The 24,139-nt window shown below is 64.6% G+C and carries 24 protein-coding genes and 2 pseudogenes; 11 read left to right on the forward strand and 15 right to left on the reverse strand.

Translation table 11 applies throughout. The features are described 5' to 3' along the window. The first annotated feature begins 24 nt into the window (after positions 1 to 24). From G7044_RS14515 to G7044_RS14525, 3 genes are all read left to right on the forward strand, one after another. Positions 25 to 1,134, forward strand: a complete 1,110-nt coding sequence (locus G7044_RS14515) for an ABC transporter ATP-binding protein (protein ID WP_235931328.1) — start codon at positions 25 to 27, stop codon at positions 1,132 to 1,134. A 74-nt stretch (positions 1,135 to 1,208) separates the two neighbouring features. Next, positions 1,209 to 2,231, forward strand: coding sequence for a Fe(3+) ABC transporter substrate-binding protein (locus G7044_RS14520; protein WP_166330112.1), 1,023 nt, complete (start codon positions 1,209 to 1,211; stop codon positions 2,229 to 2,231). A gap of 39 nt (positions 2,232 to 2,270) precedes the next feature. Further along, positions 2,271 to 3,956 carry an ABC transporter permease gene (locus G7044_RS14525; RefSeq protein WP_166330114.1) on the forward strand — a complete coding sequence of 562 codons (1,686 nt, stop codon included), beginning with the start codon at positions 2,271 to 2,273 and terminating at the stop codon, positions 3,954 to 3,956. Here G7044_RS14525 and G7044_RS14530 read toward each other — a convergent pair. Together G7044_RS14530 and G7044_RS14535 are read right to left on the reverse strand one after the other, a co-directional pair. Beyond that, a complete protein-coding gene (locus G7044_RS14530; RefSeq protein WP_166330116.1) occupies positions 3,953 to 4,321 on the reverse strand; it encodes an HAD-IA family hydrolase in 369 nt (122 codons plus the stop codon). The genes G7044_RS14525 and G7044_RS14530 overlap by 4 nt on opposite strands. A gap of 2 nt (positions 4,322 to 4,323) precedes the next feature. Next, a complete protein-coding gene (locus G7044_RS14535) occupies positions 4,324 to 4,557 on the reverse strand; it encodes an HAD family hydrolase (protein WP_166330118.1) in 234 nt (77 codons plus the stop codon). Between the two features lie 147 nt (positions 4,558 to 4,704). On the opposite strand from G7044_RS14535, the gene G7044_RS14540 reads away from it, so the two are divergent. After that, positions 4,705 to 6,783, forward strand: coding sequence for an FAD-dependent oxidoreductase (locus tag G7044_RS14540; protein ID WP_166330120.1), 2,079 nt, complete (start codon positions 4,705 to 4,707; stop codon positions 6,781 to 6,783). A 26-nt stretch (positions 6,784 to 6,809) separates the two neighbouring features. Here G7044_RS14540 and G7044_RS14545 read toward each other — a convergent pair whose 3' ends face one another. The 8 genes and pseudogenes from G7044_RS14545 to maiA all read right to left on the reverse strand — a co-directional run bounded on the left by G7044_RS14545 (position 6,810) and on the right by maiA (position 10,890). Beyond that, positions 6,810 to 7,544, reverse strand: coding sequence for a sulfite exporter TauE/SafE family protein (locus G7044_RS14545; protein WP_166330122.1), 735 nt, complete (start codon positions 7,542 to 7,544; stop codon positions 6,810 to 6,812). 194 nt (positions 7,545 to 7,738) lie between these two features. Continuing rightward, a pseudogene (locus tag G7044_RS14550) lies at positions 7,739 to 8,403 on the reverse strand (3-keto-5-aminohexanoate cleavage protein). 239 nt (positions 8,404 to 8,642) lie between these two features. Continuing rightward, on the reverse strand, positions 8,643 to 8,927 hold the full coding sequence (locus G7044_RS18045) for a peptidase associated/transthyretin-like domain-containing protein (protein ID WP_235931329.1): 285 nt from the start codon (positions 8,925 to 8,927) through the stop codon (positions 8,643 to 8,645). Continuing rightward, entirely contained in the window at positions 8,875 to 9,162 is a 288-nt protein-coding gene (locus G7044_RS18050; RefSeq protein WP_235931330.1) for a hypothetical protein, read from the reverse strand. Before G7044_RS18050 ends, G7044_RS18045 begins: the two co-directional genes overlap by 53 nt. Before the next feature lie 20 nt (positions 9,163 to 9,182). Then, a pseudogene (locus tag G7044_RS18055) lies at positions 9,183 to 9,308 on the reverse strand (IS3 family transposase); the annotation flags it as partial. A 295-nt stretch (positions 9,309 to 9,603) separates the two neighbouring features. Continuing rightward, positions 9,604 to 9,789, reverse strand: a complete 186-nt coding sequence (locus G7044_RS18210; RefSeq protein ID WP_328803863.1) for an FAD-dependent monooxygenase — start codon at positions 9,787 to 9,789, stop codon at positions 9,604 to 9,606. 10 nt (positions 9,790 to 9,799) lie between these two features. Next, on the reverse strand, positions 9,800 to 9,976 hold the full coding sequence (locus tag G7044_RS18065) for a hypothetical protein (RefSeq protein ID WP_235931331.1): 177 nt from the start codon (positions 9,974 to 9,976) through the stop codon (positions 9,800 to 9,802). A 272-nt stretch (positions 9,977 to 10,248) separates the two neighbouring features. Beyond that, positions 10,249 to 10,890 (reverse strand): maleylacetoacetate isomerase, encoded by a 642-nt coding sequence (gene maiA / locus G7044_RS14565; protein WP_166330124.1) that lies wholly within the window; start codon positions 10,888 to 10,890, stop codon positions 10,249 to 10,251. 193 nt (positions 10,891 to 11,083) lie between these two features. Between maiA and G7044_RS14570 the strand changes: the two genes are divergently transcribed. Both G7044_RS14570 and G7044_RS14575 read left to right on the forward strand, forming a co-directional pair. Further along, positions 11,084 to 11,713, forward strand: a complete 630-nt coding sequence (locus tag G7044_RS14570) for a glutathione S-transferase family protein (RefSeq protein ID WP_166330126.1) — start codon at positions 11,084 to 11,086, stop codon at positions 11,711 to 11,713. Then, entirely contained in the window at positions 11,710 to 13,245 is a 1,536-nt protein-coding gene (locus G7044_RS14575; RefSeq protein WP_166330128.1) for a VOC family protein, read from the forward strand. The genes G7044_RS14570 and G7044_RS14575 overlap by 4 nt, the downstream gene beginning before the upstream one ends. 248 nt (positions 13,246 to 13,493) lie before the next feature. Here G7044_RS14575 and G7044_RS14580 read toward each other — a convergent pair whose 3' ends face one another. The 3 genes from G7044_RS14580 to G7044_RS14590 form a co-directional block, all read right to left on the reverse strand. Beyond that, positions 13,494 to 14,033, reverse strand: coding sequence for an NADPH-dependent FMN reductase (locus G7044_RS14580; protein ID WP_166330130.1), 540 nt, complete (start codon positions 14,031 to 14,033; stop codon positions 13,494 to 13,496). 154 nt (positions 14,034 to 14,187) lie between these two features. Continuing rightward, a complete protein-coding gene (locus tag G7044_RS14585; protein ID WP_166330132.1) occupies positions 14,188 to 15,378 on the reverse strand; it encodes an MFS transporter in 1,191 nt (396 codons plus the stop codon). Between the two features lie 31 nt (positions 15,379 to 15,409). Next, complete coding sequence (locus G7044_RS14590) at positions 15,410 to 16,234, reverse strand: aldo/keto reductase (RefSeq protein ID WP_166330134.1); 825 nt, start codon at positions 16,232 to 16,234, stop codon at positions 15,410 to 15,412. A gap of 130 nt (positions 16,235 to 16,364) precedes the next feature. Here G7044_RS14590 and G7044_RS14595 point away from each other — a divergent pair, with 130 nt between their 5' ends. After that, complete coding sequence (locus G7044_RS14595) at positions 16,365 to 17,267, forward strand: LysR family transcriptional regulator (RefSeq protein ID WP_166330136.1); 903 nt, start codon at positions 16,365 to 16,367, stop codon at positions 17,265 to 17,267. A 184-nt stretch (positions 17,268 to 17,451) separates the two neighbouring features. On the opposite strand, the gene G7044_RS14600 is transcribed toward G7044_RS14595, so the two are convergent. Together G7044_RS14600 and G7044_RS14605 are read right to left on the reverse strand one after the other, a co-directional pair. After that, positions 17,452 to 18,114 carry a YggS family pyridoxal phosphate-dependent enzyme gene (locus G7044_RS14600; RefSeq protein ID WP_166330138.1) on the reverse strand — a complete coding sequence of 221 codons (663 nt, stop codon included), beginning with the start codon at positions 18,112 to 18,114 and terminating at the stop codon, positions 17,452 to 17,454. 68 nt (positions 18,115 to 18,182) lie between these two features. Beyond that, on the reverse strand, positions 18,183 to 19,241 hold the full coding sequence (locus G7044_RS14605; protein ID WP_166330140.1) for a porin: 1,059 nt from the start codon (positions 19,239 to 19,241) through the stop codon (positions 18,183 to 18,185). A 311-nt stretch (positions 19,242 to 19,552) separates the two neighbouring features. Here G7044_RS14605 and G7044_RS14610 point away from each other — a divergent pair, with 311 nt between their 5' ends. From G7044_RS14610 to holA, 4 genes are all read left to right on the forward strand, one after another. Further along, on the forward strand, positions 19,553 to 20,035 hold the full coding sequence (locus G7044_RS14610) for a DUF3576 domain-containing protein (protein WP_166330142.1): 483 nt from the start codon (positions 19,553 to 19,555) through the stop codon (positions 20,033 to 20,035). Between the two features lie 63 nt (positions 20,036 to 20,098). Then, complete coding sequence (leuS, locus tag G7044_RS14615) at positions 20,099 to 22,639, forward strand: leucine--tRNA ligase (RefSeq protein ID WP_328803864.1); 2,541 nt, start codon at positions 20,099 to 20,101, stop codon at positions 22,637 to 22,639. Further along, positions 22,626 to 23,108 carry an LPS assembly lipoprotein LptE gene (lptE, locus tag G7044_RS14620; protein ID WP_166330146.1) on the forward strand — a complete coding sequence of 161 codons (483 nt, stop codon included), beginning with the start codon at positions 22,626 to 22,628 and terminating at the stop codon, positions 23,106 to 23,108. The genes leuS and lptE overlap by 14 nt, the downstream gene beginning before the upstream one ends. Beyond that, on the forward strand, positions 23,105 to 24,133 hold the full coding sequence (holA, locus tag G7044_RS14625) for a DNA polymerase III subunit delta (RefSeq protein ID WP_166330148.1): 1,029 nt from the start codon (positions 23,105 to 23,107) through the stop codon (positions 24,131 to 24,133). The genes lptE and holA overlap by 4 nt, the downstream gene beginning before the upstream one ends. Positions 24,134 to 24,139: the final 6 nt, after the last annotated feature.

A 24,139-nucleotide genomic window follows, 5' to 3' on the forward strand; every position in this document is an offset into this window, starting at 1 on the left:
CACGGGGCCGCCGAAAGGATGGTCATGCAACGGATGAAAGCGGGGAAAATGTCGGCCAGCCAACCAATCGCGCTGCAACTCGACCGGGTGTCGCGCCGCTTTGGCCGGCACGAGGTTCTGTCGGACATCTCGCTTGTGGTGCCGCATGGCGGGATCACCTGCCTGCTGGGCGAATCGGGTTGCGGCAAATCAACGCTTCTGGGGCTGATTTCAGGCATCGACCGCCCTGACGGTGGCAGCATCGCCATGGCCGGCCAGCAGGTCGCGGGTCCCCAGGCCTTCGTCGCGCCCGAGGCCCGCAATGTCGGTTTCATGTTTCAGGACTACGCGCTGTTCCCGCATCTCAGCGTCGCCGACAATCTGGCCTTCGGGCTGCGCGGACTGCCAAAGGCCGAACAGCAGGCCCGCATCGCCGAAATGGCGCAGCGCATCGGCATTGCCCATCTGCTTGGGCGCTATCCTCATGCGCTGTCGGGCGGCGAACAGCAGCGCGTGGCGCTGGCGCGGGCATTGGCGCCCGAACCCGGTATCCTGCTGATGGACGAACCTTTTTCGAACCTCGATCAGGGCCTGCGCGAGCGGGTCCGCCGTGAAACCGTCGAGATCCTGAAATCGCTGGACGCCACCGCGATCATCGTCACCCATGATCCGCAGGAGGCCATGGCGGTGGGCGATCAGGTGGTGCTGATGCGACATGGCCGGGTGGAACAGACCGGCTCTCCCTATGACATCTATGATCGGCCGGTATCGTCCTATGCGGCCGAGTTCATGGGGCCTTGCAACCGCCTGACCGGGATCTGGGCCAAGGGCCATATCGAAACCCCCATCGGCAACTTCGCGGCCGATCTCGACCTGCCGGACGGGGCGCTGGCGGTGGCCTGCATCCGCCCGCAAACGCTGGCAGTGATGCGCGACGGCGACGGAATCGCAGCGCGGATCACCGGCAAGTTCTTCCTCGGCGAAAGCGAGCAGATGGATATCAGCGTCCACCCGCTGGCCCAGCCCCTGCGCATCCACAGCCATACCCGCAGCCCCATGGCCATCGGCGAGCAGGTAAAGCTGAACCTCAACGGCGCGCAGGTCCATGTTTTCGCCGAAGCAGATACCCCGTTGCCGCCAAAAAAACTTGACTAAAATCATAAGCCTCTATAGCGCCAAGCCTGAACCTTCGGCCGAAAACCGGCCCTTACCTTTACAGGAGGCTGACCATGACGATTTCCACCAAGACCCGCCTGGCGCTGTGCACTGCAACGCTGGCCCTTCTGGGCACCAGTGTCGCAGCGCAGGAACTGAACCTTTATACCTCGCGCGAACCGGGGCTGGTTGAACCACTGCTGGCGGCCTTCACCGAGGAAACCGGCATCAAGGTGAACACCGTCTTCCTGAAGGACGGGATGGCCGAACGCGTTGCGTCGGAAGGGGAATCCTCGCCCGCCGACCTGCTGATGGCGGTCGATGCCGGCAACCTGGCCGATCTGGTCGACAAGGGGCTGACCCAGCCGGTCGAATCCGAGGTACTGACCGCCGCGGTCCCCGAAAACCTGCGCGATCCGGGCAACCAGTGGTTCGCGCTGTCGACGCGCGCCCGCGTTGTCTATGCCGCCAAGGACCTGGAACTGGACAGCATCACCTATGAACAGCTGGCCGATCCGGCATGGAAGGGCAAGCTGTGCATCCGTTCCGGCCAGCACCCCTATAACACCGGCCTGATCTCGGCCTATCTGTCCCATCACGGTGCCGAAGCGACCGAGGCATGGCTGAACGGCATGAAGGCCAACCTGGCCCGTCAGGCCGGCGGCGGCGACCGCGACGGGGCCAAGGACATTCTGGGCGGCATCTGCGACATCGCGGTGGCGAACTCCTACTATGTCGGGCTGATGCGGTCGGGCAAGGGTGGCGACGAACAGCGCGCCTGGGGTGATGCGATCAAGGTGATCCAGCCCACCTTCGAAGATGGTGGCACCCATGTGAACATCAGCGGCGCTGCCGTCGCCAAGAACGCGCCGAACAAGGACGAAGCGGTCAAGCTGCTGGAATTCCTGGTCTCGGACGAAGCGCAGAAGATCTATGGCTCGGCAAACTACGAACATCCGGTCAAACCCGGTGCTGACGTCGACCCGATTGTCGCCTCGTTCGGCGAACTGAATGTCGATGCGACGCCGCTGACCGACATCGTCAAGAACCGCGCCGAGGCGAGCGCGCTTGTCGACAAGGTCGGCTTCGACAACTAAGACCAAGGGGCCGGGCAGCACTCTGCCCGGCCATTTTTCATGACCGATACCGCAGAAGCCACCGCCACTGCCCCGAGTTCTCGCCGCCGCGCCAGCCTTGGCGCGGGCTGGGTGGTGGCTTCTGCGGTGATCGCGGCGCTTGTCCTGGCGCCCGTGGGCGCGCTGATCTGGCAGGCCGCGCAGGGATCAGAGGGGCTTTGGCAGCACCTCGCGGCCTATGTCCTGCCCCATGCGCTTGGCCAGACAGCGATGCTGATGGGGGGCGTTGGGCTGCTGGTGGTGCTGATTGGCACCGGCACTGCCTGGTTGGTCACGGCTTACGACTTTCCCGGCCGCCGAGTGCTGGAATGGGCGCTGCTGCTGCCGCTGGCGGTGCCGACTTACATCGTCGCCTATGCCTATCTTGATCTGCTGCACCCGCTGGGTCCGGTGCAATCGCTGGTCCGCGACCTGCTGGGCTATGACAGCCCGCGCGAATTTCGCCTGCCCGATATACGGTCGATGACCGGGGCCATCCTGCTGCTGGGGTTGGTGCTTTACCCTTACGTCTACCTGCCGACTCGGGCGATGTTCATGACCCAGGCCGCCAGTCTGGTCGAGGTGTCGCGCACCCTGGGCACCAGCCCGCGCCAGATCTTCTGGCGCGTCGCGCTGCCGCTTGCGCGCCCGGCCATCGCCGTCGGTACCAGCCTGGCCCTGATGGAGACGCTGAACGATATCGGCGCGTCCGAGTTTCTGGGCGTCCGGTCGCTGACGATCTCGATTTATACGACATGGGTGACGCGGTCGGACCTGCCCGGCGCGGCGCAGATCTCACTGGCGCTGATCCTGCTGGTGGTGGCGCTGGTGTCGCTGGAACGTTGGGCGCGGCGGCGGCAGCAATATACCACCGGGGCACGGCGCGCGCGTCGCTTCCGACCGCAGCAGCTGAAGGGTGGTCGCGCCGCAGCCGCGCTGGCGCTTGGGCTTATGCCGGTGCTGCTGGGCTTTCTGGTTCCGGCCCTGTTTCTTGCCGTCGAGGCCTGGAAGCGCTTTCAATTCGCCGGCCTCTCGGACCGTCTGCTTACCGAGGCGCGCAACACCTTCCTGCTGTCCGCCGGCGCGACGCTGGCGGTGCTGATCTGCGGGCTGGTCATCGCCTATGCGGCCCGCGTCCTGCCCCATCGCGGCATGGCGGTGCTTGGGCGCATCGCCTCGCTTGGCTATGCGATGCCGGGGACGGTGCTGGGGCTGGGGGTGCTGATCGTCGCCGCCAATCTGGACCGGCTGGTCGACCGCACGGCGCAGGAGTGGTTTGGCGTGTCGACCGGGCTGATCCTGATCGGCTCGGGGCTGGCGCTTGGCTATGCTTATCTCGCGCGCTTCCTGGCCATCTCCATCGGCTCTATCGAGGCCGGGTTCAGCCGCATCCCGCGCAGCTATGACAATGCCGCCCGCACGCTGGGCCACGGATCGGGGGCGACGCTGCGCCGCATCCACCTGCCGCTGTCGCGCACCGCAATTGCAGCGGCGGGGCTGCTGGTCTTTGTCGACTGCATGAAGGAGCTGTCCGCCACACTGATGCTGCGGCCGCTAAATTTCGAAACCCTCGCCACCCATCTTTACGGCGAGGCCGCCCGCGGCACCTATGAGGAGGCCGCCCTTGCAGCGCTTGCCATCGTCATCGTGGGGGTGCTGCCGGTCATCCTGCTGGCCCGCGTCCGCCACGACGATCCGGGTGCCTAGCCTGCGGGCAGCAGCCCCCGCGCGATCAGCGCTGCCTCCAGTGCTGCCGGGGTGGTGAAATGCACCGCCTGCATGCCGATGCTTTCGGCACCGGCGCAGTTCGCTGCGCTGTCGTCGATGAACAGGCAATCCTGCGGCGCGAGGTCGGCACGGTCGCAGAACAACCGGAAGATCGCCGGGTCGGGCTTGACCATCCCCACCTGCCCCGAAACGACCACCGTATCGAAGGCCGTGCCCAGCCGCGGATGCGCCCAGATCCCCTCGGGCCAGGTTTCCGCCGACCAGTTTGTGATGGTATGGACCGGCCAACCCGACTGCCGCAGCCGGTCCAGCAATGCCCAGCTGCCCGCGATTGCCTCGGTCACGGTCAGCGCAAAGCGCGCAGGATAACCGGCCAGCAGCGCCCGTCGGCGGGATCGGACAACTCGGCCGCCAATTCTGCAAAAGCGGTCCCGCCATCGGCCCGCAGATTGCGCGCGCCAAATTCGGTCCGCGCCATGAAATCGGCCACCCGCGCAGTGCTGCCCAGCTCTGGCAGGAATGCGGGCACCGGATCCCAGCGGACCAGCACATTGCCAATATCGAATACGACTGCCTTCATCCGTCCCTTCCCTCATCGCCCGCCACCGGTAACCCGACCGATCGGTCAATAAATTGATAGCCGCAGGCCGATCATCTGTTATAGCTTTGCTGCATCGCGACATGCGACCTTGGGTAACCCGCCATCGACGCGCAGAAAGGCCTGACCGTGACTGACCTCGTGAAACGCGAATACCGTGACACCGCCCTGATCCTGACCATCGACAACCCGCCGGTCAACGTCATCTCGCAAGCCGTCCGCGCCGCGCTGCTGGATGCATGTGCCGAGGCGAAGGCGGCGCTGGATGCGGGCCGGATCGACCGCGTGGTGGTCACCGGTGCCGGGCGCAGCTTCGTCGCCGGTGCGGATGCCAGGGAATTCGACGGCCCGGCGCTGGAACCGCACCTGCCCGATGTCCTGTTGGCGCTGATGCAACTGCCAGCCATCGCCGCCATCAACGGCGTGGCCCTTGGCGGCGGCTATGAAATCGCGCTTGCCTGCCGCTATCGCATCGCCGCCCCCGCCGCGCTGATCGGCCTGCCAGAGGTGACGCTGGGTGTGGTCCCCGGATCCGGCGGGACGCAACGGCTGCCGCGCCTGATCGGGCTGGCGCGGGCGCTGCCGCTGGTCAGCACCGGGACCACGCTGAAGGCCAAGGCGGCGCTGGCAGAGGGTATGGTCGACGCGCTGGCGGATGACCCGCTGGCCACCGCGCTGACGCTGGATCTGTCGCAGCTTGGTCCCGCAACCGACAACCTGCCCGCGCCCGAGGCCGCGCCCGAGGCCGCCCAGGCCGCCCGCGCCAATGCCGCCAAGCGCCTGCGCGGCCAGACCGCACCGCTGAAAGCCATCGAACTGATGGAAGCCACCGCGTCACTGCCGCTGGCCGAAGGCATGGCCGCCGAACGCGCCGCCTTCCTGGACCTGCGGAAAGGCGCGCAGGCCCGCGCGCTGCGCCACATCTTCTTCGCGGAACGCGGGGCGGGGGCCTCGGCGGCGCTGAAGAAGCTGGAGCCCGCGCCGATTGATCACGTGCTGGTGGCGGGCGGCGGCACCATGGGCGCGGCCATCGCATATGCGCTGAACAACGCCGGCATCCGCATCACCCTGTTGGAAAACGACGCCGAGGCAGAGGCCCGCGCCCGCGCCAATCTGGGCAAGCTGTTCGACGAGGCCGTCAGCCGGGGCAAGCTGGACGCAGCCGAATCCGCACGGCGCCAGTCCGACACCATCGCTTTTATCCATGGCCCAGACACCCCCCTGCCCGCCGTCGACATGGTGATCGAGGCGGTGTTCGAAAATCTCGACGTCAAGCGCGCCTTGTTCGAACGCCTCGGCCGCGACCTTCCCGAAGACACCATTCTGGCCACCAATACCTCTTATCTCGACGTGAACCGCATTGCCGAGGTAGTGCCGAACCCCCAGCGTTTCCTGGGCCTGCATTTCTTCGCCCCCGCCCATCTGATGAAGCTGGTCGAGGTGATCCGGGCGGCAGATACCTCGGCGCAGACATTGGCCACCACCTTTGCGCTGACCAAGAGGCTGGGCAAGATCGCGGTCGAGGCCGGCGTATGCGATGGTTTCATCGGCAACCGCATCCTGACCCGTTATCGCCAAACTGCCGATGTGGCGCTGCTGGAAGGGGCGCTGCCCGCGCAGGTGGATGCCGCGATGGTGGGCTTTGGTATGGCGATGGGCCCGTATGAGGTGCAGGACCTCTCGGGCCTCGACATCGCCTATGCCAACCGCAAGCGCAAACGCGACGCGGGCGAGGTGTTCAAGGGCCGCTATGTTCCCGTCGCCGACCGCATGGTCGGGGATCTGGAACGGCTGGGCCGCAAGACCAAGGCGGGCTGGTACGATTACGACAGCGGCAAGCCCACCCCGTCGCAGGTGGTGGACGATCAGGTCCGCCGCGCCTCGGCCGAGGCCGGGGTGACGCGCCGCGACTTTACGGATGAAGAGCTGTCGCGCCGACTGGCCCTGTCGATGATCGCCGAAGGGGCTGACATCATCGAAGAAGGCATCGCCAATCGCCCGGCGGATGTCGATCTGGTGCTGGTCCATGGCTACGGCTTCCCGCGCTGGCGCGGCGGGCCGATGCGACTGGCCGATGAATGGGGACTGCCCGCCCTGCTGGCCGAATACGAGGCATTGGCGGCTGAAGATCCGAAAAGCTGGGCCGTTCCGGCGCTGATCCGCCGCCTTGTCGCCAAAGGCCGCAGCTTCGCCGACCTGAACGCCTGATCTTCGGGGCGGGGCCTCGTCCCGCCTTAAACCGACTCGGCGATCAGCATGACCGCGATCACCAGCAACAGCACCATAATGGTGCGGTCGAAGGCTTTGGCACCAAAGCGCCGCACCAGCGCCGCACCTATGGGCATGCCCAGAAACAGCGGCACACAGGCCAGCAGACTGAGCCAAAGGATCTGCCAGGACATGATCCCGACGCCGATCAGCGAGGGCAGTTGAATCAGCGCCATCGCCGCGAACAGCGCCGAGATGGTTGGGATGAAGCGCTCTCGCGGCAGCTGCATCGCGTGCAGATAGGTGACCGAGATCGGCGCCGAAATCCCCGCCGCGCCCTGCAATATCCCGGCCAGCAGGCCCGCCGGGACGGCAAGGCTGCGGGCGAATGCGTAGTTCAGCGCCCAATCAGGCTTCGCCATGCGGAAGCCGACATAGAACAGCGCAAGCAGCCCCACCGTGATCGACAGCCAGTGCGAAGGCAGCGCCGCCAGCAGCAGCGTCCCTAATAGCGCCCCGATTCCCGCCGCCACGACCAGCCGCAGCACAAAGCTGCGATCGGACAGATGGCGGCGAAAGCTCCACCCCTGCCAGAGGTTCGACACCAGCGCCGGCAGGGCGAAGACCGCCACGGCGAAGGGGACATCGAAATAGATGGACATGAGCGGGATGACGATCACCGGTGTGCCCGCACCAATGGCCCCTTTCAGGATGCCACCCAGAAGAAAGGCCAGCATGGCGACCAGAATGGCCTCGGTCATGGTTATAGGTCTCCGGTATGCATCGTGACGGCCAGCACTTCCTGCAGATTTCTGCCCGGTTCCAGCAGTCTTGACCAGTCGCGGCCCGGTGACAGCGCAGCTTCCGCACGCAGCATGGCAGCAATCGCGGCCCCACCCCCATTAGCGCAGCCAACTCGGCATCCCCAGCAGGTGGCTATACAGCACAGAAACCATCAGGCTGCCCGCAGCCTAAGGATCTGCCGCGCCTGCTGCCAGGTCGCGTTGGGGCAGTCGTATCTGGCGCAGATCTCAACCATGCTCTTCACCAGCGCAGCGTTGGAAGATGCCAAACGGTCACGGTCGAGTCGGGCATTGTCCTCCACTCCGACCCGCGCATGGCCGCCCGTAGAAATCGCCCAGTCGTTCAGCACGACCTTGTTTAGCCCGATCCCCGCTTTCGCGCACCAAGATGCATCTTCGCCGAACAGCCGCTTCACTGTGTGTATGTAGTAGTTGAAGACCTTATGATCGGCGTGCATGGCGTTCTGCACCTCCATGACGAATTGCACTTAGGGCGCATCGCGGATCTTGCCCGCCTTGTGCATCGCCGCTGCATGCAGGATGTGGGACAGATCAGAAACCTCAATTTCCGGCTTTACGTCGTATTTCAGCATTTCCGATGCAAGCCAGTCGACCAGCTTTGGCGCATTTTCATAAACCCCGCAGAGAAATTATTCGACCCAACCAACAGGCTGGCCATATCGGGCGCCAACGACAGCATCCCGCCCCGTACCCGACCGACACAGGAGCGCCCGCCGGTCGAGAGCTGCACGATCATGCCAGGGCAATGCTTGCCTATCCCATGGTTCAGCTCTGCGAAACGGTCGGGGTCACTGATCGGCCTGTCTTCATCGTCACGAGTATGACAGTCGCGATGGTGGCGCCGGACTCAAATGCTTCCTGGGTGGATTCGCTCTACTCGGCCAGAGTAATCGCCACGCAGATGATGCAGTGTTTTAATCAAACATCAAAAAACACCGTTCCATTTTCGCCCTGACGGCGGATTTCAAAGTGATAGACAGGCACACCGTCGCGGCCGCCGGCCCGTTTCGCGATCAACGCCGCCCGCCAGCTTTCTCATTCGATCAGGTTCTGCACCGGGTCGGGCGGGGTGCTGACCCGTTCCGAGATGTCCAAGACCAGCTTGACCCGCGCCACAACCTTCCCCGGTTTGAAGGTATGGAAATCCCATTCGCCGGTCTGGAAATCGGTGATGACCCGACCCCAGCCCCGAAATCCTTCCTCGACCTCGACGCCGCCTTCGGGGCGGGCATAGTAGCCGATGGCATTGGCCTGCTGCCTGCCGGACCTAGACCAGCGTATTCGGGGCGGGTCGCGCTTTCTCGTCCAGCATCCGACCATGGACGATGATCCGTTCGCCGGTGGGATCGCTGGGCTTGGCGCAATTCTTGATCAGCTCATCGTTGATCAGGTCAATGTCGCCTTGAACAAAGGTCGGTCCGGTAATCTCCGACACGGATTGTTGCAGCGAGATCATTGAATAGCACGGCGAACGCACAACCGTGGTATTGTAATCCGGCGTCAGCGCCGGTTGCTGACAGCAGAGGTCGCGCTGGTAGTATTTGGCGGGCCTCATTGGCTCCCCTCCATTTCGACATAGGTCTGTTCGACAACTCCGATCCGCCTGATCGCGTCAAGACGGGACATCCCTTGCCCCATCAAGACCTCAACCTGCCGCAGCTTCGATACAATCTCTTCCAGCTTTGGTCGCTTGTTTGCCATTTCTGATCCTCCGTTTCCTAAACATAACGGCAGGCCACCCAAGTGGGGGAGGATCAGGACCGCAGCGGAGCAATGGCTTTTTCGATGGTCGCGCCGATTTGCAGCGCCTCGTAAACGCCTTTAGGGATGCGGCGCTTCAATTCGGTCCAGAAGGCATGTCGGTCCAGCCCTCGGGCTGATCGGACAGCGCGCATTGGATACAATAGCGCGACAGATTGCGCGTTCCGCATCGAACGCAGCGCAAAGCCGCGCTCAGAATTGGCATAGATCAGCTCATCATGGACGGGGGCGTTTCCTACCGCACGCCCAGCCAGCCGAAGGGACAGGTCTTTTCATATTCGCGCAGCATGTTCAGCGGGATCGCCTGCCGGCTGACGCCGTGGAACCCGTCACAACCGGCGATGAAATCGCAGTCGATGCGCTGTTGTTGGCCGTGCTGCTCATAAGTGACATCAGGCCCATCGGTATCGGCGCCGTGGATGGCGACATGATCAGCTCAAACTCCGTTCTCGGGCTCGCGCCTTCGCGGGCGCGTACAGGTCGCGCGGCATCGCGGTCTGGCAATAAACGATAACCGGGGTGCCGGTCAGGGCCTTGAAATCAATGTGAAACATCTGCCCTTCCACGGCAATCTGGGTGCCGTCATGGACGAAGCCGTCGCGGTACATCAGCTGCCCCAGAAGCAGACCCGGTGACAGCCGCCGATGATGACAACCTGTATGCGCATGAATACCCTTTCCTCCGGGCCTTCCCATACGCGCAAGACTGCATATTGAAATCCGCATGGAGATTGCAGTCGCAACGTCTGCTGGTTCCCAAATCTGGCAAAGCATGGACCGCCGGATCAAGCTACGCCAATGCCGCATTCGTCAAAATCGTCCGGCCACGCAGCCTGTCTGTTCGGGCAAGGGCAGTGGGGGACCGGTTGACCCGGTGCGCCTTAGCTGACCCAGTCCGGCTGGCGCGCGGGATGGGCGTCGGCAAAGGCCGGCAGCGCCTCGGCAGCGGCGCGAATGGCGTTGAGGTGCGGGAAGGGGCTGAGGTCCAGATGAAATCGTTCGGCCGAAAACATCTGCGGAATCAGAAGGATATCGGCAAGGCCGGGGCTGTCGCCGAAAGCGAACGCACCGCCATGGCTCTGCGCCGCAGCCATCGCCTCGCATGCGGCCAGCCCCGGCGCGATCCAGTTGCGACACCATTCGTCCAACCCGTCCTGATCCTGCCCGAAATTGCCTTTCAGGTGTTTCAGCACGCGCAAGTTCTGCAGCGGGTGGATGTCGCAGGCGACGATCTGGGCAAAGGCGCGGGCATGGGCGCGGTCGGCGGGGTCGGCCGGCAGCAAGGGCGGCGCGGGATGGGTCTCATCCAGCCATTCGATTATCGCCATGGATTGCGTCAGCCGCGTGGTTCCGGTGTCCAGCATCGGCACCAGCCCCTGCGGATTCAGATCCTGGAAGGCAGCTGCTTTCTGGTCGCCCGTGCGCAGGTTTACGGCAACGAATTCGGGCTGAATCCCCTTGAGGTTGAAGGCGATGCGGCAGCGATAGGCCGCTGAGGACCGGAAATAACCGTAGAATTTCATTGCACCCCCCATGCGTGGACGCAGCCAAGGCTATGCCGCGCGGTCCGGGCAGGCAAGCGCCGCGATGCCGGGACACGCCGGGCCGTTCCGTTTCCCGCAACCCGGCGTTCTGCCCCGGCAAGATTGACTCTGGCCCGGGATTCACTTCGTTCTGTCAGGACTATGACCGACACGAAATTTTGCGGAGGCTACTATGACGACGCTTTATTATGCCCTCGGCGCATGTTCGCTTGCGCCGCATATCGTGCTGGAATGGATCGGTGCGCCCTACGAGGCGGTGAAGGTTCAATACGGCTCAAAGGAGCTGCTGGCGGTGAACCCGGCCGGGGCCGTGCCCACCCTGCGCGAGGATGACGGCTGGTTGCTGACCCAAGCCGGGGCAATTCTGGAATATCTGGCGGAAAAACACCCCGAGGCCGGGCTGTCCGGCGGCGACACCCTGCGCCAGAAGGCCGAGGCGCATCGCTGGTCGTCGTTCTTCACCAGCGACATGCATGCGGCCTTCTGGCCGATCTTCATGCCCTTTCGCTATACCACCGACAGCAGCGATGCCGCGAAGCAGGAGGTCGTGGCGGCTGGGCAGAAGCTGGTGCAAAAGCAGTTGGGCCTGCTGAACGAACATCTGGAAGGCCGCGACTGGGTGCTGGGCGACGGGCGCGGCACGCGTTCGGTCATCGACGCCTATGCCTTCCCGATGATCCGCTGGGCGATGAAAGTCCTGCCCGAAGGCATCCAGGCCTATCCCCATGTGCAGGCACTGCATGACCGGCTGGCGGCCGATCAGGGCGTGCAGGCGGTGTTGGCGCGCGAGGCGGCCGCATGACCACCGGCATCCATCACGTCACCGCCATAACCCGGCGGGTGCAGGCCAATGTGGATTTCTACGTGGGCTTTCTGGGCCTGCGGCTGGTCAAGCAGACCGGCGGATACGAGGACGCCGAACAGCTGCACCTGATCTATGGCGATGCCGCCGGCAGCCCGGGCAGCCTCGTCACCTTTCTGGTATGGGAAGACGGGGCATCGGGCCGCACCGGGCTGGGCCAGGTGTCGGAAATCGCCTTTGCCGTGCCGCCCGACAGCATCGGCGACTGGCTGCAGCGCGCGATGGCCGCGCGCGTCCCGGTCGAGGGGCCATCGCGCGAATTTGGTGAAACCGTGCTGCGGTTGAAGGACCCCGACGGGATCATCGTCAAGCTGGTGGGCGTGGATATGCCCGCCACGGCGCCCTTGCCAGACCCGAGCGCCCCCACCCGCATCCGCGGGGTCACGCTGCTGACCGACAATCCCGATGCCACCCGCGACTTCACGGCCCGCTTCGGCTATCGCCCCGACCGGGCCGAGGGGAACACCCATCGCATGGTCTCGGATCGGGACGCAGTCGATGTGCGTGACGCGCGCGGCTATTTCCCCGGCATTCCGGGGGCTTCGATCTTCGATCACGTCGCTTTCCGTGCGCCGGACGTGGACGCGGTACGCCAGATGCGGTTGTCGCTGAAGGATGCGGACAGCATCACCAATGTTCACGACCGCAAATATTTCATGTCCCTCTATGTGCGCGAGCCGGGCGGGACGCTGTTCGAATACGCAACCGACGCCCCCGGCGTGACCGTCGACGAGCCGCTGGAACATCTGGGCGAGACATTGTTCTTCCCGCCCGGAAACGAAGCCCGCGCCGCCGATCTGGCGGTGATGCTGCCGCAATTCGCCCTGCCGGGCGAGGAAAGGATGCCGATGCGCGACCTGCCCTTCATCCACCGCTTCCACACGCCCGAAAACCCCGACGGCAGCACCATCGTGCTGCTGCACGGCACCGGCGGGAATGAAACCGACCTGATGCCGCTGGCCGCACGCCTGAACCCGCGCGCGACGCTGTTGGGGGTGCGCGGCCGCTCGACCGAGGAAGGCATAAACCGCTGGTTCCGCCGCTTTGACGCGGTGACCTATGACCAAGCCGACATCGCCGCGGAATCCGAGGCTTTTGCCGCTTTCGTCGACGGCGCGATCCGGGGTTACGGCCTCGACCGCGACAAGCTGGTCTTCCTTGGTTATTCCAACGGCGCCAACCTGCTGGGAGCGATCATGCAGCTGCATCCGGGCGTGGTCACCCGCGCGTTGCTGCTGCGCGGCGTGCAGGTGCTGGAAGATCCGCCGGGAGCCGAACTGGCCGGCACCCACGTTATGATGCTGAACGGTGCCCGCGACCCGTTCAGCCGTATGGCCCCGGCACTGGAAACGGCGCTCATGGCCGGCGGCGCGGAGGTCGACGCCCGCACCATCGAGGCGGGGCACGAGCTCTCTGCCCAGGATCTGGCCCTTGGGTCGGAGTGGTTGGACGAACACGGGGCGAGCGTTTGATCGCGGCGGCGCGAACCGGCAGAAGATCTGGCCCCTTGCCGGCGCGGCTTGCCAATCACAGCCGCCGAGAGCCGGGATGCGTGGATTATGGATATTTCCGCCAGAGTGAAGAGTTCACCGTGATCGCGCATTCGGCCACCCCCGAGGCCGAGGCGGCACGCAATGACACAGCTTGCCTGCGCGCGATCCTGCCACTTCCGGACCGCCGCAGTCAGGCCTCCCGATGGCGGCGGATCGCTTGAGCGCGCTTACAGCGTCGCCGAAAAGCCGCTGACGAAGTCGCGCAGCGCCGCCTTGGTGCGGTCGTCGGTCAGGTCGCCGTTTTCGTCGAACAGCTTGCCCGCGCCCGAGACCATCATCCGACCTTCCGACCAGAGCCGCGACTTGAGCGTGCGCAGCACCGGCAGCCAGCCATTCTGCGCCAGGACCGTGCCAAAGCCGCCCGGCGATGCCCCCAGAACCGCGACCGGCTTGCCGACGAAATAGGCCAGCCCCGGCCCGCGCGACATCCAGTCGATGGCGTTCTTGAATACGCCCGGAATGCCGTTGTTGTATTCCGGCGTTACCAGCAGCAGCCCATCTGCCGCCTGCAGCTGCGCCTGAAGTCGCTCGACCGAGGCCGGGAGGCCGTGGGCCGCTTCCTCATCGGCATTGTACAAAGGCACGTCCCGAATTGATCCGATCTCGATCTCGGTCCCATCGGGTGCGAGGTCGCGGGCGGCACGCAGCAACCCTGCATTGAAGGAACCTTTGCGGAGGCTACCGGACAGTCCAAGAATCTGAGGCATCGCACTCTCCTGCACAGGGGCTTTGCCCCGTATGTTACTGACTGGGCGGGAAAAATTTATCGCGCGCGGACGGGCAAGCTTTTGGGCCTGCCCGCCGGAAACATATCGCCGCCGGAGAGTTTCCGACGGCGCACTCGTTACTTGGTCACGGGGTTCAAGCGCTGTAGCAGCCCTTTGGTTCCACCTGCTGCCTGCGGGCAAGTGCGACAAGTGACAGTGCCGCAACAGCCAGAAGCCCCCCGGCCACAGGTACCGACGCATAGCCATAGCCAAGGGCGATGACCGCACCACCGACCGCCGCGCCGATGGCGTTGCCCAGGTTGAACGCGCCGATATTGATTGAGGAGGCGAGGCCAGGCGCCTCGGCTGCGGCCTGCATAACGCGCATCTGCACCGGCGGTACGATGGCAAAGGCGGCGGCCCCCCAGACCAGCAGCGTGATCGCGGCCAGTATCTTGCTGGTTAGAAGTACCGGCATGGCCAGCATGATCAGCGCCATCACCGAAAGGATGATGACCGCGGCGCCTTCAGGCGACCAATCGGCCAGCTTGCCGCCCAGCCAGTTGCCGATGGTGAATCCGATACCGATCAGCGCCAGCGCCAGCGTCACGAAACTGCCCGAGGCGCCGATCATCTGCTCTAGCAGTGGTGCCACATAGGTATACAGCGCGAATGTCCCGCTGAATCCGACCATGGTGATAAGAATCCAGATCACCACCTGCGGGCGCGCCAACACGCCCAGCTCGCGCCGGACATCGACCCGTTGGCCCGGTGCGCCCTTGGGCAGCGCAAACCACAGCGCGGCAATGGCCAGCAGCCCCAACAGGGCGGTGCCTGCAAAGGCCGCGCGCCAGCCGATCTGCTGGCCGATCCAGGTCGCCGCCGGAACCCCGCCGATATTGGCGATGGTCAGCCCCATGAACATGGTCGCCACCGCGCTTGCCTGTTTTTCCTTCGGCACTGCGCTGGCGGCGACCACCGCCCCAAGTCCGAAGAATGCGCCGTGGTTCAGGCTGGTGACCACTCGCGCGGCCAGCAATGTCCAGTAATCGGGCGCGACAGCCGACAGCAGGTTGCCGATGGTGAAGATCCCCATCAGCGCCATCAGCGCCGTACGCTTGCCGAAGCGGCTGAACAGCAGCGTCATGACGGGCGCGCCGATCATCACCCCGATGGCATAGGCGCTGACCAGCATCCCGGCAGAGGGGATCGACACATCCACCCCTTCCGCAATCACCGGCAGCAGCCCCATGGGCGAAAATTCGGTTGTCCCAATCCCAAAGGCGCCGATGGCCAATGCCAGCAACGCCCAGCCCCCGCGGGGGCTGGTTGCATCATTCGTCATCTTTCAAACTCCAGTAAAAACCCGGCGGCGCTTAGGCGGTCCAATCCGGGGCCAGCCCGTCGGGGCTGACGATACGTCCATCGGGGTGGCTGAGACCGGCAATAGCCGCCATGTCCTCAGCGCTGAGCGTGAAGTCGAAAATATCGAAATTCTCGGGCACGCGTGCGTGATTGGCGGTTTTCGAAAGCGCGATGTAACCCTGCTGGATCAGCCAGCGCAGGGCCACCTGCGCGGCGGTCTTGCCGTGTTGCGCGCCGATCTTTTGCAGCAGCGCGTCCTGCGGCACCGCCCCATCGGCCATGCCGTAATAGGCGGTGATCGACACGCCCAGGTCATTTGCTGCCGCCGCCATCGTCGATTGGTCGAGATAGGGGTGGACCTCGATCTGGTTGGTCACGATTGGCGCCGGGCTGACCGCCACGCTTTCACGCAGCTGCGAGACGTTCTGATTGCTGACCCCGATAAAGCGTGTGCGACCGGCGGCCTGCACCTCGTTGATCAGCGCCACCTGTTCGGCGACGGGCACCTTGTCCCCCGGCCAGTGCAGCAGCAACAGATCGACCTGATCGACGCCCAGCTTGTCCAGGCTTTCATCGACCGAGGCCGCGAACGGACCCTTGGCATATTTGTCGACCCAGACCTTGGTGGTCAGGAACAGGTCCTCGCGTCGGGCACCTGCGGCGTTCAGCGCCCGCCCCAAGGCTGCCTCGTTGCCATAGATCTGCGCGGTGTCGAAATGACGAAAGCCTGCCTCCAGTGCGGCGGGGACGATGGCCTCGACCTCGGCATCGGTCATGCGAAACACACCGAAGCCAAGCGCAGGGATCGTCGCACCATGAGCGTTAACATATTCCATTCTGCGTTTCCTTTCCGTCCGGCCTTTACGTGGCCTTTGCATGGACCGACAAATACGCATCCGAAGCAAGCTTGATAATCGCCCCGAAAGCCACATTATCTGTGAAACCAATTCACAGATCGGATGAGCGATGGATAATCGGGCGGGCGAGATGCAGGTCTTTTTGCGCGTGGTCGATGCCGGCAGCTTTTCCGAAGCCGCGCGCCTGCTGCTGATGACGCCCTCGACGGTCAGCAAGCTGATCAGCCGGATCGAGGCGCGTCTGGGGGTGCGGCTGCTGGAACGGTCGACCCGGCGGCTGTCGCTGACCGACGAGGGCCAGGTCTATTACGACCGCAGCCAGGCTCTGCTGGCCGAGATGGAGGAGATCGAGCGCGATCTGTCCCAAGGCGCGGCGCAGATGGGCGGGACGGTGCGCGTCAGCGCCTCGGTCGGGTTCGGCATGGTCGCGCTAGAGCCGCTGCTTCCCGAATTCTGGCAGGCCTATCCCAATGTCGCGATCGACCTGTCGCTGTCGGATGAGATCGTCGATCTGTATCTGGATCGCACCGATGTGGCCTTTCGCGTCGGTGCCCTGCCCAATTCCAGCCTGAGGGCGGTCAAGCTGGGGACGGCACCACGCAAGATCGTGGCAACATCCGATTATCTGGCCCGCTGCGGCACGCCAACCACATTGGACGATCTTGCCGGACACGAGGTGTTGGGCTTCAGCTTCCGCCGCTCGACCCCGATGGCACCGGGGCGCGACAGCAGTCGCAGCATCGACCGGCGCGGCACCCTGCGGCTGACCGCGAATAACGGTGAATCGGTGCGCCGCATGGCAGTTGCCGGCATGGGCCTTGCCCGCATGGGAGAGTTTCACATCCGCGACGATCTTGCCGCAGGCCGCCTGGTCGAGATCCTGCCCGAGGCGACCCTTGGCGATACCGAGGATATTCACGCGATCTTCCCCGGCGGCCGGCATGTCCCGCACAGCGTCCGCGCCTTTCTGGATATCATGACTCCGCGTCTGCGCGCCTTTCTGGACGGCTAGGCTGAACGTTCCAGCGCCCCGCGCGCGTCGTGAACCAGCCCCGGCCCGGAAATCCGCGACCACCAGCACCCGCCCCCCCCCGATGTCGCCCTGTGCGGCAGAGCCTTCGACAAAAGCCGCTACCGCCTGCTCCAGCAGCACGGCGCCGTCGTCAGTCAGCCGATAGCCCGTCTGATGGCGCCAGCTACGGCTTTGCTGCGTAATCCCGCGCGCCGAAAATCGCGCTACCGACCCGCACATGGGTCGCACCTTCGGCGATGGCGGCTTCGAAATCGGCGCTCATCCCCATCGACAGGCCAGTCAGGCCCGCATCTTCGGCCAGTCGGCGCAGCAGGCGGAAATGCGGGGCCGGGTCTTCGGATTCCGGCGGAATGCACATTAGCCCCTGCGGATTAAGTCCCATCGCGCGGACCTGCTCCAGAAAGCCGGGCAATTCATCGGCAAGAATGCCGGCCTTTTGCGGCTCATCCCCGGTATTGACCTGCACGAACAGTTCCGGCGCATGGCCTTGCGCCTCGACCGCCTGCGCCAGTTTGCGGGCCAGCGACGTCCTGTCCAGCGTGTGAATAGCGTCGAAAAGCCCCACCGCCACCTTGGCCTTGTTCGATTGCAGCGGCCCGATCATGTGCAGTTGCACACCCGGCCAGCGGTCGCGCCAGCCTGGCCATTTCCCCTGCGCCTCCTGCACGTAATTCTCGCCGAAAACGCGCTGCCCCTGATCCAGCACCGCGGTGACGCGATCATCCGGCTGCACCTTGCTGACCGCGATCAACGTCACCGATCCGGGCGCGCGCCCGGCCTTTTCCTCTGCCGCAGTGATGCGGCGCCTGATGTCATCAAGTCCCATGGCGCGAAACTCACAAAAGAAAAGAGCGGGCGCAAGGCCCGCTCTTTCCGTAAGACGTTCAGGTTCGATTAGAACTTGAAGCGGATACCGATGTCGGCAACCGTGTCTTCAGCCCAGTCGGTGTCGACGATACCGCCGGCCAGGACAGCGCCGCCGCCCAGGTCGTAGTCAGCACCGATACCGAACGAGTCGTACTCGCGGTCACCCACGCCAGCCACGAGCGAGTTCAGCTCGTCACGGCGCCAGTAGCCTTTCACGACGACCGAGTTGAACTCATAGCCCAGCGAGAAGCCGTAGGCTTTGTCGTACTCGAAGTTGGCGCCCGACAGGGTGACGTCCGGCTCACCGTCCATTTGGAAGGTGATGCTGTCGCGGTCGCTGTAGTCGGCATAGATGGCTTTGGCCATGAATGCACCCGACTTCACTTCACCGCCCAGGACGATTTCTTCGGCTTCGTCATGCTTGCCATAGCCCAAGCCGACCGACCAGGTGCCGTTGGCCAGTTGGCCTTCGTAGGCAGCACCAACCGACCATGCCAGGTCAGTGTCGGTGTCGTTGGTTTCGGGGTCGAACACGCCGGTGACTTCGTTGAAGTCCGGGTTGTCCGCACCAGCAGCACCACTCCAGGCGTTGTCGCTGGCATCGCTGGCCGACGCGAACAGGTTGAAGCCGCTGATGCTGTACGAATACAGGATGTTCGGGCCCTGGTCCAGGTTGTTGCCGTCGCCGGTCAGGTAGGAGAATTCTTCCAGATCGCCGCCGAAGGCACCTTCGGTGTAACCGACTTCGTACAGGTCGCCGATCGCAGCTTCCGAAGCCGAAACGACGTCGCCCATTTCCAGCTTGCCGTAGGTGCCCGAAATCCAGACCGAACCAGCGGTACCGTCCGAAGCTTTGCCGCCGGAGTTGTCCTGGTGGTCAACGCGGAACGAAGCGCCGAACGACAGACCTGCATCGCTTTCACCGGTCATGGTGAAACGGACGCGGGCGCGGCTGCCGAACTGAGCGTCGTTGCCGTCATAGATCAGACCCATACGGGCGTCGCCGGTCACGGCGACTTCGGCGACTGCAACGCCAGCGGTCATCGACATGACGAGCGCGGTGGTCGCAAACAGAACCTTTTTCATGATGTTCCCTCTTGTCTCTCGGTGTATCCCCCAATGGCGAATAGTTGCCGTTGGGTATGGTCGATGTGTCGCGCTTTCACTTGCCCAATGCAATGAAAACGCCCAGCTTCGTCGGGATTGCCGCATCTGTGGTGCTTATTGGTCACACTTAGGTGAGCGCCCCCGGCACTCATCTTTGCAGCGTTTCGCGTATGGCGACATCTTACCCCGCGAAGGGCCGGCAGCTTTCGGGAAATGCTTGTCCGCACGCCCCTATCCGCGCTAAGTGGGCGGCAAGGCCGAAAAGGCGACAGCTATATAAGGACAGTGCCATGACCCGTTTTGCGCTTCGCTCCGTCGCGATTCTTGCGCTCTGCACGTCGCTGGTGGCCTGCAGCAGGGGTGGCAGCACCCCTCAGCCGAACATGCCGCAGGAAATGCTGGACGAGCAGCGGACCCGCGAGAACGAATCGTCGGTCTGGGACCTGTTCTCGAACCGGCAGAACGCCAACAACGCCGTGGCGGTCAACAAGTACCTGTGGAATGCCAGCCTTGAGGTGCTGAACTTCCTGCCGATCCAGTCGATTGACCCGTTCACCGGGGTGATCGTCACCGGTTACGGCACCCCGCCGGGCGGCGGGCGCAGCTATCGCGCCACGATCAATGTCACCGATCCGGCACTTGATGCCCGTTCGCTGAAGGTATCGTTGCAGGGCTCTGGCGGCGGCGCCGTCGCGCCCGACACCGTTCGCGCGGTGGAAGACGCCATCCTGACCCGCGCCCGTCAATTGCGCATGGCCGACGGCAGGCTGTAAGCCCCTTCTGGACCAACCGGCGCAGCAGCGCTAAACCCTCCGGGCAATCATACGCCCGGAGTCATCATGTCCTATACCCCCGCGACCAGCGAACCGCATTGGCAGAAGGCCTGGGCCGATGCCGAAAGCTTCCGCGCCGTGCGGGACGAGCGGCCGAAATATTACGTGCTGGAGATGTTCCCCTATCCCTCGGGGCGCATCCATATGGGCCATGTGCGCAACTATGCGATGGGCGACGTGGTGGCGCGGTTCAAACGCGCGCAAGGCTTCAGCGTGCTGCACCCGATGGGCTGGGACGCCTTCGGGATGCCAGCCGAAAACGCAGCCATGGAACAGGGCGGCCACCCGCGCGACTGGACCTATGCCAATATCGCCACGATGAAGGACCAGCTGAAGCCGCTGGGCCTGTCCATCGACTGGAGCCGCGAATTCGCAACCTGCGACGACGATTATGTCGCCCAGCAGCAGGCATTGTTTCTGGACATGCTGGAAGCCGGGCTGATTACCCGCAAATCCGCGCAGGTGAACTGGGACCCGGTCGACATGACCGTGCTGGCGAATGAACAGGTCATCGACGGCAAGGGCTGGCGGTCAGGCGCTGCGGTCGAGCGCAAGGAGCTGACGCAATGGTTTTTCCGCATCTCTGAATACTCGGAAGAACTTCTCAGCGCGCTCGACGGGCTGAGCGGCTGGCCGGAAAAGGTCCGGCTGATGCAGCAAAACTGGATTGGCAAATCGCGCGGGTTGCAGTTCCGCTTTGCCACAGTCGGCAGCCCTGAAGGCATCGACCAGATCGAGGTCTACAGCACCCGGCCCGACACGCTGTTGGGGGCCAGCTTCGTCGCCCTGTCGCCCGATCATCCGCTGGTGAAATCCCTGGCAGAACATGACGGCCGCGTCGCCGAATTCGTCGAGGAATGCCGCCGCATCGGCACCACCGAGGAAGCCATCGAAACCGCCCCGAAAATGGGTTTCGACACCGGACTGAAGGTGACGCATCCGCTTGATTCGGCATGGGAATTGCCGATCTGGGTTGCAAACTTCGTGCTGATGGATTACGGCACCGGCGCCATTTTCGGCAGCCCCGCCCATGACGAGCGCGACCACGAATTCGCGCTGAAATACGGCCTGCCGATTCGCGCCACCTTCGGCGAGCCGGGGATGGATCTGGCCCAGGCCGACGCGCTGGTGGCCAAGGCCCCCTATGTGCCGATGAAGTCCGAAACCGTCGCCTATGTGCGCGGCTTTGCAGGCCAGCCCGATCAGACCGGCGAAGACGCCGTGACCGCTGCCATCGCGGTTGCCGAACAGCAGGGCTGGGGCGAGGGCGTGACGAAGTTCCGCCTGCGTGACTGGGGCATCTCGCGCCAGCGCTATTGGGGCTGCCCGATCCCGGTTGTTCATTGCGAGACCCACGGCTCTGTCCCCGAGGCCAAGGAAAACCTGCCGGTGCTGCTGCCGCGCGATGTTACCTTCGACGTGCCCGGCAACCCGCTGGACCGTCACGCGACCTGGCGCCAGGCCACCTGCCCCGTTTGCGGCGGCCCTGCGCTGCGCGAAACCGACACGATGGACACCTTTGTCGACAGCAGCTGGTACTATGCCCGCTTCACCTCGCCCCATGCGGCGACGCCGACGACCCGCGCGGATGCCGATTACTGGATGAATGTCGACCAGTATATCGGCGGGATCGAACACGCGATTCTTCACCTGCTGTATTCGCGCTTCTTCGCCCGCGCGATGGCGAAAACCGGGCATCTGCCGGAAACCGCGATCGAGCCGTTCAATGCGCTGTTCACGCAGGGCATGGTGACGCATGAGATCTACATGACCCGCGATGACAAGGGCCGCCCCGTCTATCACCTGCCCGAGAACGTGACGGACGGCAAACTGGCCGACGGCACCCCGGTCGAGGTGATCCCTTCGGCCAAGATGTCAAAGTCGAAGAAGAACGTCGTCGACCCGGTCAATATCATCGCCGATTTCGGCGCCGATACCGCGCGCTGGTTCATGCTGTCCGACAGCCCGCCCGAACGCGACGTGGAATGGACCGCCGCCGGCGCCGAGGCTGCGAACAAGTTCCTCGCCCGGGTCTGGCGCCTGGCCGACGAATCGCCGGAAGGCGGGGACGATCCCGACCTGACCCGCGCCGCGCATCGCGCCATTGCCGATGTCACCCGCGCCATCGAGGGCTTTTCCTTCAACAAGGCGGTGGCGAAGCTGTACGAACTGGCCAACGCCATCGGCAAGTCCAAGGCAGGCGGCGCGCCGCGCCGCGCCGCGCTGCGGATCCTGGCCCAGCTGCTGGCCCCGATGGTCCCGCATCTGGCCGAGGAGGTCTGGGCGAAATCCGGCGGCGAAGGTCTGGTCATCGACGCACCCTGGCCGGTGGCTGATCCGGCCATGCTGGTCGATGACAGCGTCACCCTGCCGATTCAGATCAACGGCAAGCGCCGGGGCGAGATCACCGTGCCCGCCGATTCGACCAAGGAGTTCATCGAGGCCGCCGTCATGGCCGATGACACGGTGCTGAAATTCCTTGATGGTGCGGTGCCAAAGAAGCTGATCGTGGTGCCGGGAAGGATCGTCAATGTGGTTGCGTAAACTTCTGCCCCTCGCCGCGCTGGCGCTTGCGGCCTGCGCCATGACCCCGGCTTACGGCCCGGGCGGCACCGGCACCGCGCTGCAGGGCCGCGTCGCCCTGATCGAGCCGCAGGATGTCGACAGCTTTTCGCTGAACCGGCGGCTGGAGGAGCGGCTGGGTCTGGTCGAGGCGGCGCAATGGAAGCTGGATTACCGGCTGACCACCGCCGTTGTGGCGCAGGGCATCACGCCCGATGACGTGACCACCCGCTATTCGCTGAACGGCACCGTCGATTTCGCACTGACCGACATCGCCACCGGCGCCCCGGTCTCGCAGGGCCGGGTGTCCAGCTTTACCAGCTATTCGGCGACCGGGACGACGATCGCGACGCTGTCCTCGGAACGCGACGCGCATGAGCGGCTGATGGTCATGCTGGCCGACCAGATCGTCACCCGCCTGCTGGCGACCGGCCCCAAACCGACGCAATGATTCTTAAAGGCGCCGAGATCAGCCGCTATCTTTCCCGGCCAGACCCGACCCGGCCGGCGCTGCTGATTTACGGGCAGGACGCGATGCGCGTGGCGTTGAAGCGGGCCGAGGCGGTGGCCGCGCTGACCGGCCCCAGTGCTGACGAGGAAATGCGCCTGACCCGAATGCCCGGCGCGGACCTGCGCAAGGATCCGGCGCTGCTTCTGGACGCGATCAAGGAAGTGGGCTTCTTCCCCGGACAGCGCGTGGTTCTGGTCGAGGACACCCCCGACGCCGCCGCCCCGGCGGTGGCCGCCGCGGTTGCCGAATGGGCACATGGCGATGCGGTGATCGTGGTAACGGCGGGCGGGCTGACCAAGGCCTCGGCCCTGCGCAAGATCTTCGAGCCGCATCCGGCGGCCGTCACAGCCCCCATCTATGACGACCCTCCTGGCGAGGAGGAGATCACCCGCTGGCTGAAAGATGCCGGATTGACCGAGGTGCCGCAGGTGGCCATGCGCGATCTGGTCTCACTGTCGCGGGCACTGGATCCCGGCGATTTCCGCCAGACGGTCGAAAAGATCGCGCTGTATAAGCATGGCGACACCGAACCGCTGACACCGGCCGAGATCGCCCTGATGGCACCGGCCACCATCGAGACCGAGGTGGACGAGCTGATCGAGGTGGTCGCGGACGGCAAATCCGACGCCTTCGGTGCGGTGATGCGCCGGATCGAGGCGCAGGGCATCGCCCCGGTCACCATCTGCATCTCAGCTTTGCGCCATTTCCGCGCCCTGCACGCCGCGGCCTCTGATCCGGGGGGCCCGCAGGCCGGGCTATCGCGAATGCGGCCGCCGGTTTTCGGCCCTCGACGTGACCGGATGGCCCGGCAGGCGCAATCCTGGGGGATGCGCAATCTGGAGGAAGCCATCCATCACCTGCTGGACACCGACCTGCAGCTGCGCAGCTCGACCAAGGCACCGGCGATGGCGCTGATCGAGCGGGCGCTTATCCGGCTGGCGATGATGCCGCGCGGATCGCGGTGAAGGGCG

It is taken from the genome of Paracoccus xiamenensis (assembly GCF_011308835.1).
GTDB lineage: Bacteria > Pseudomonadota > Alphaproteobacteria > Rhodobacterales > Rhodobacteraceae > Paracoccus > Paracoccus xiamenensis.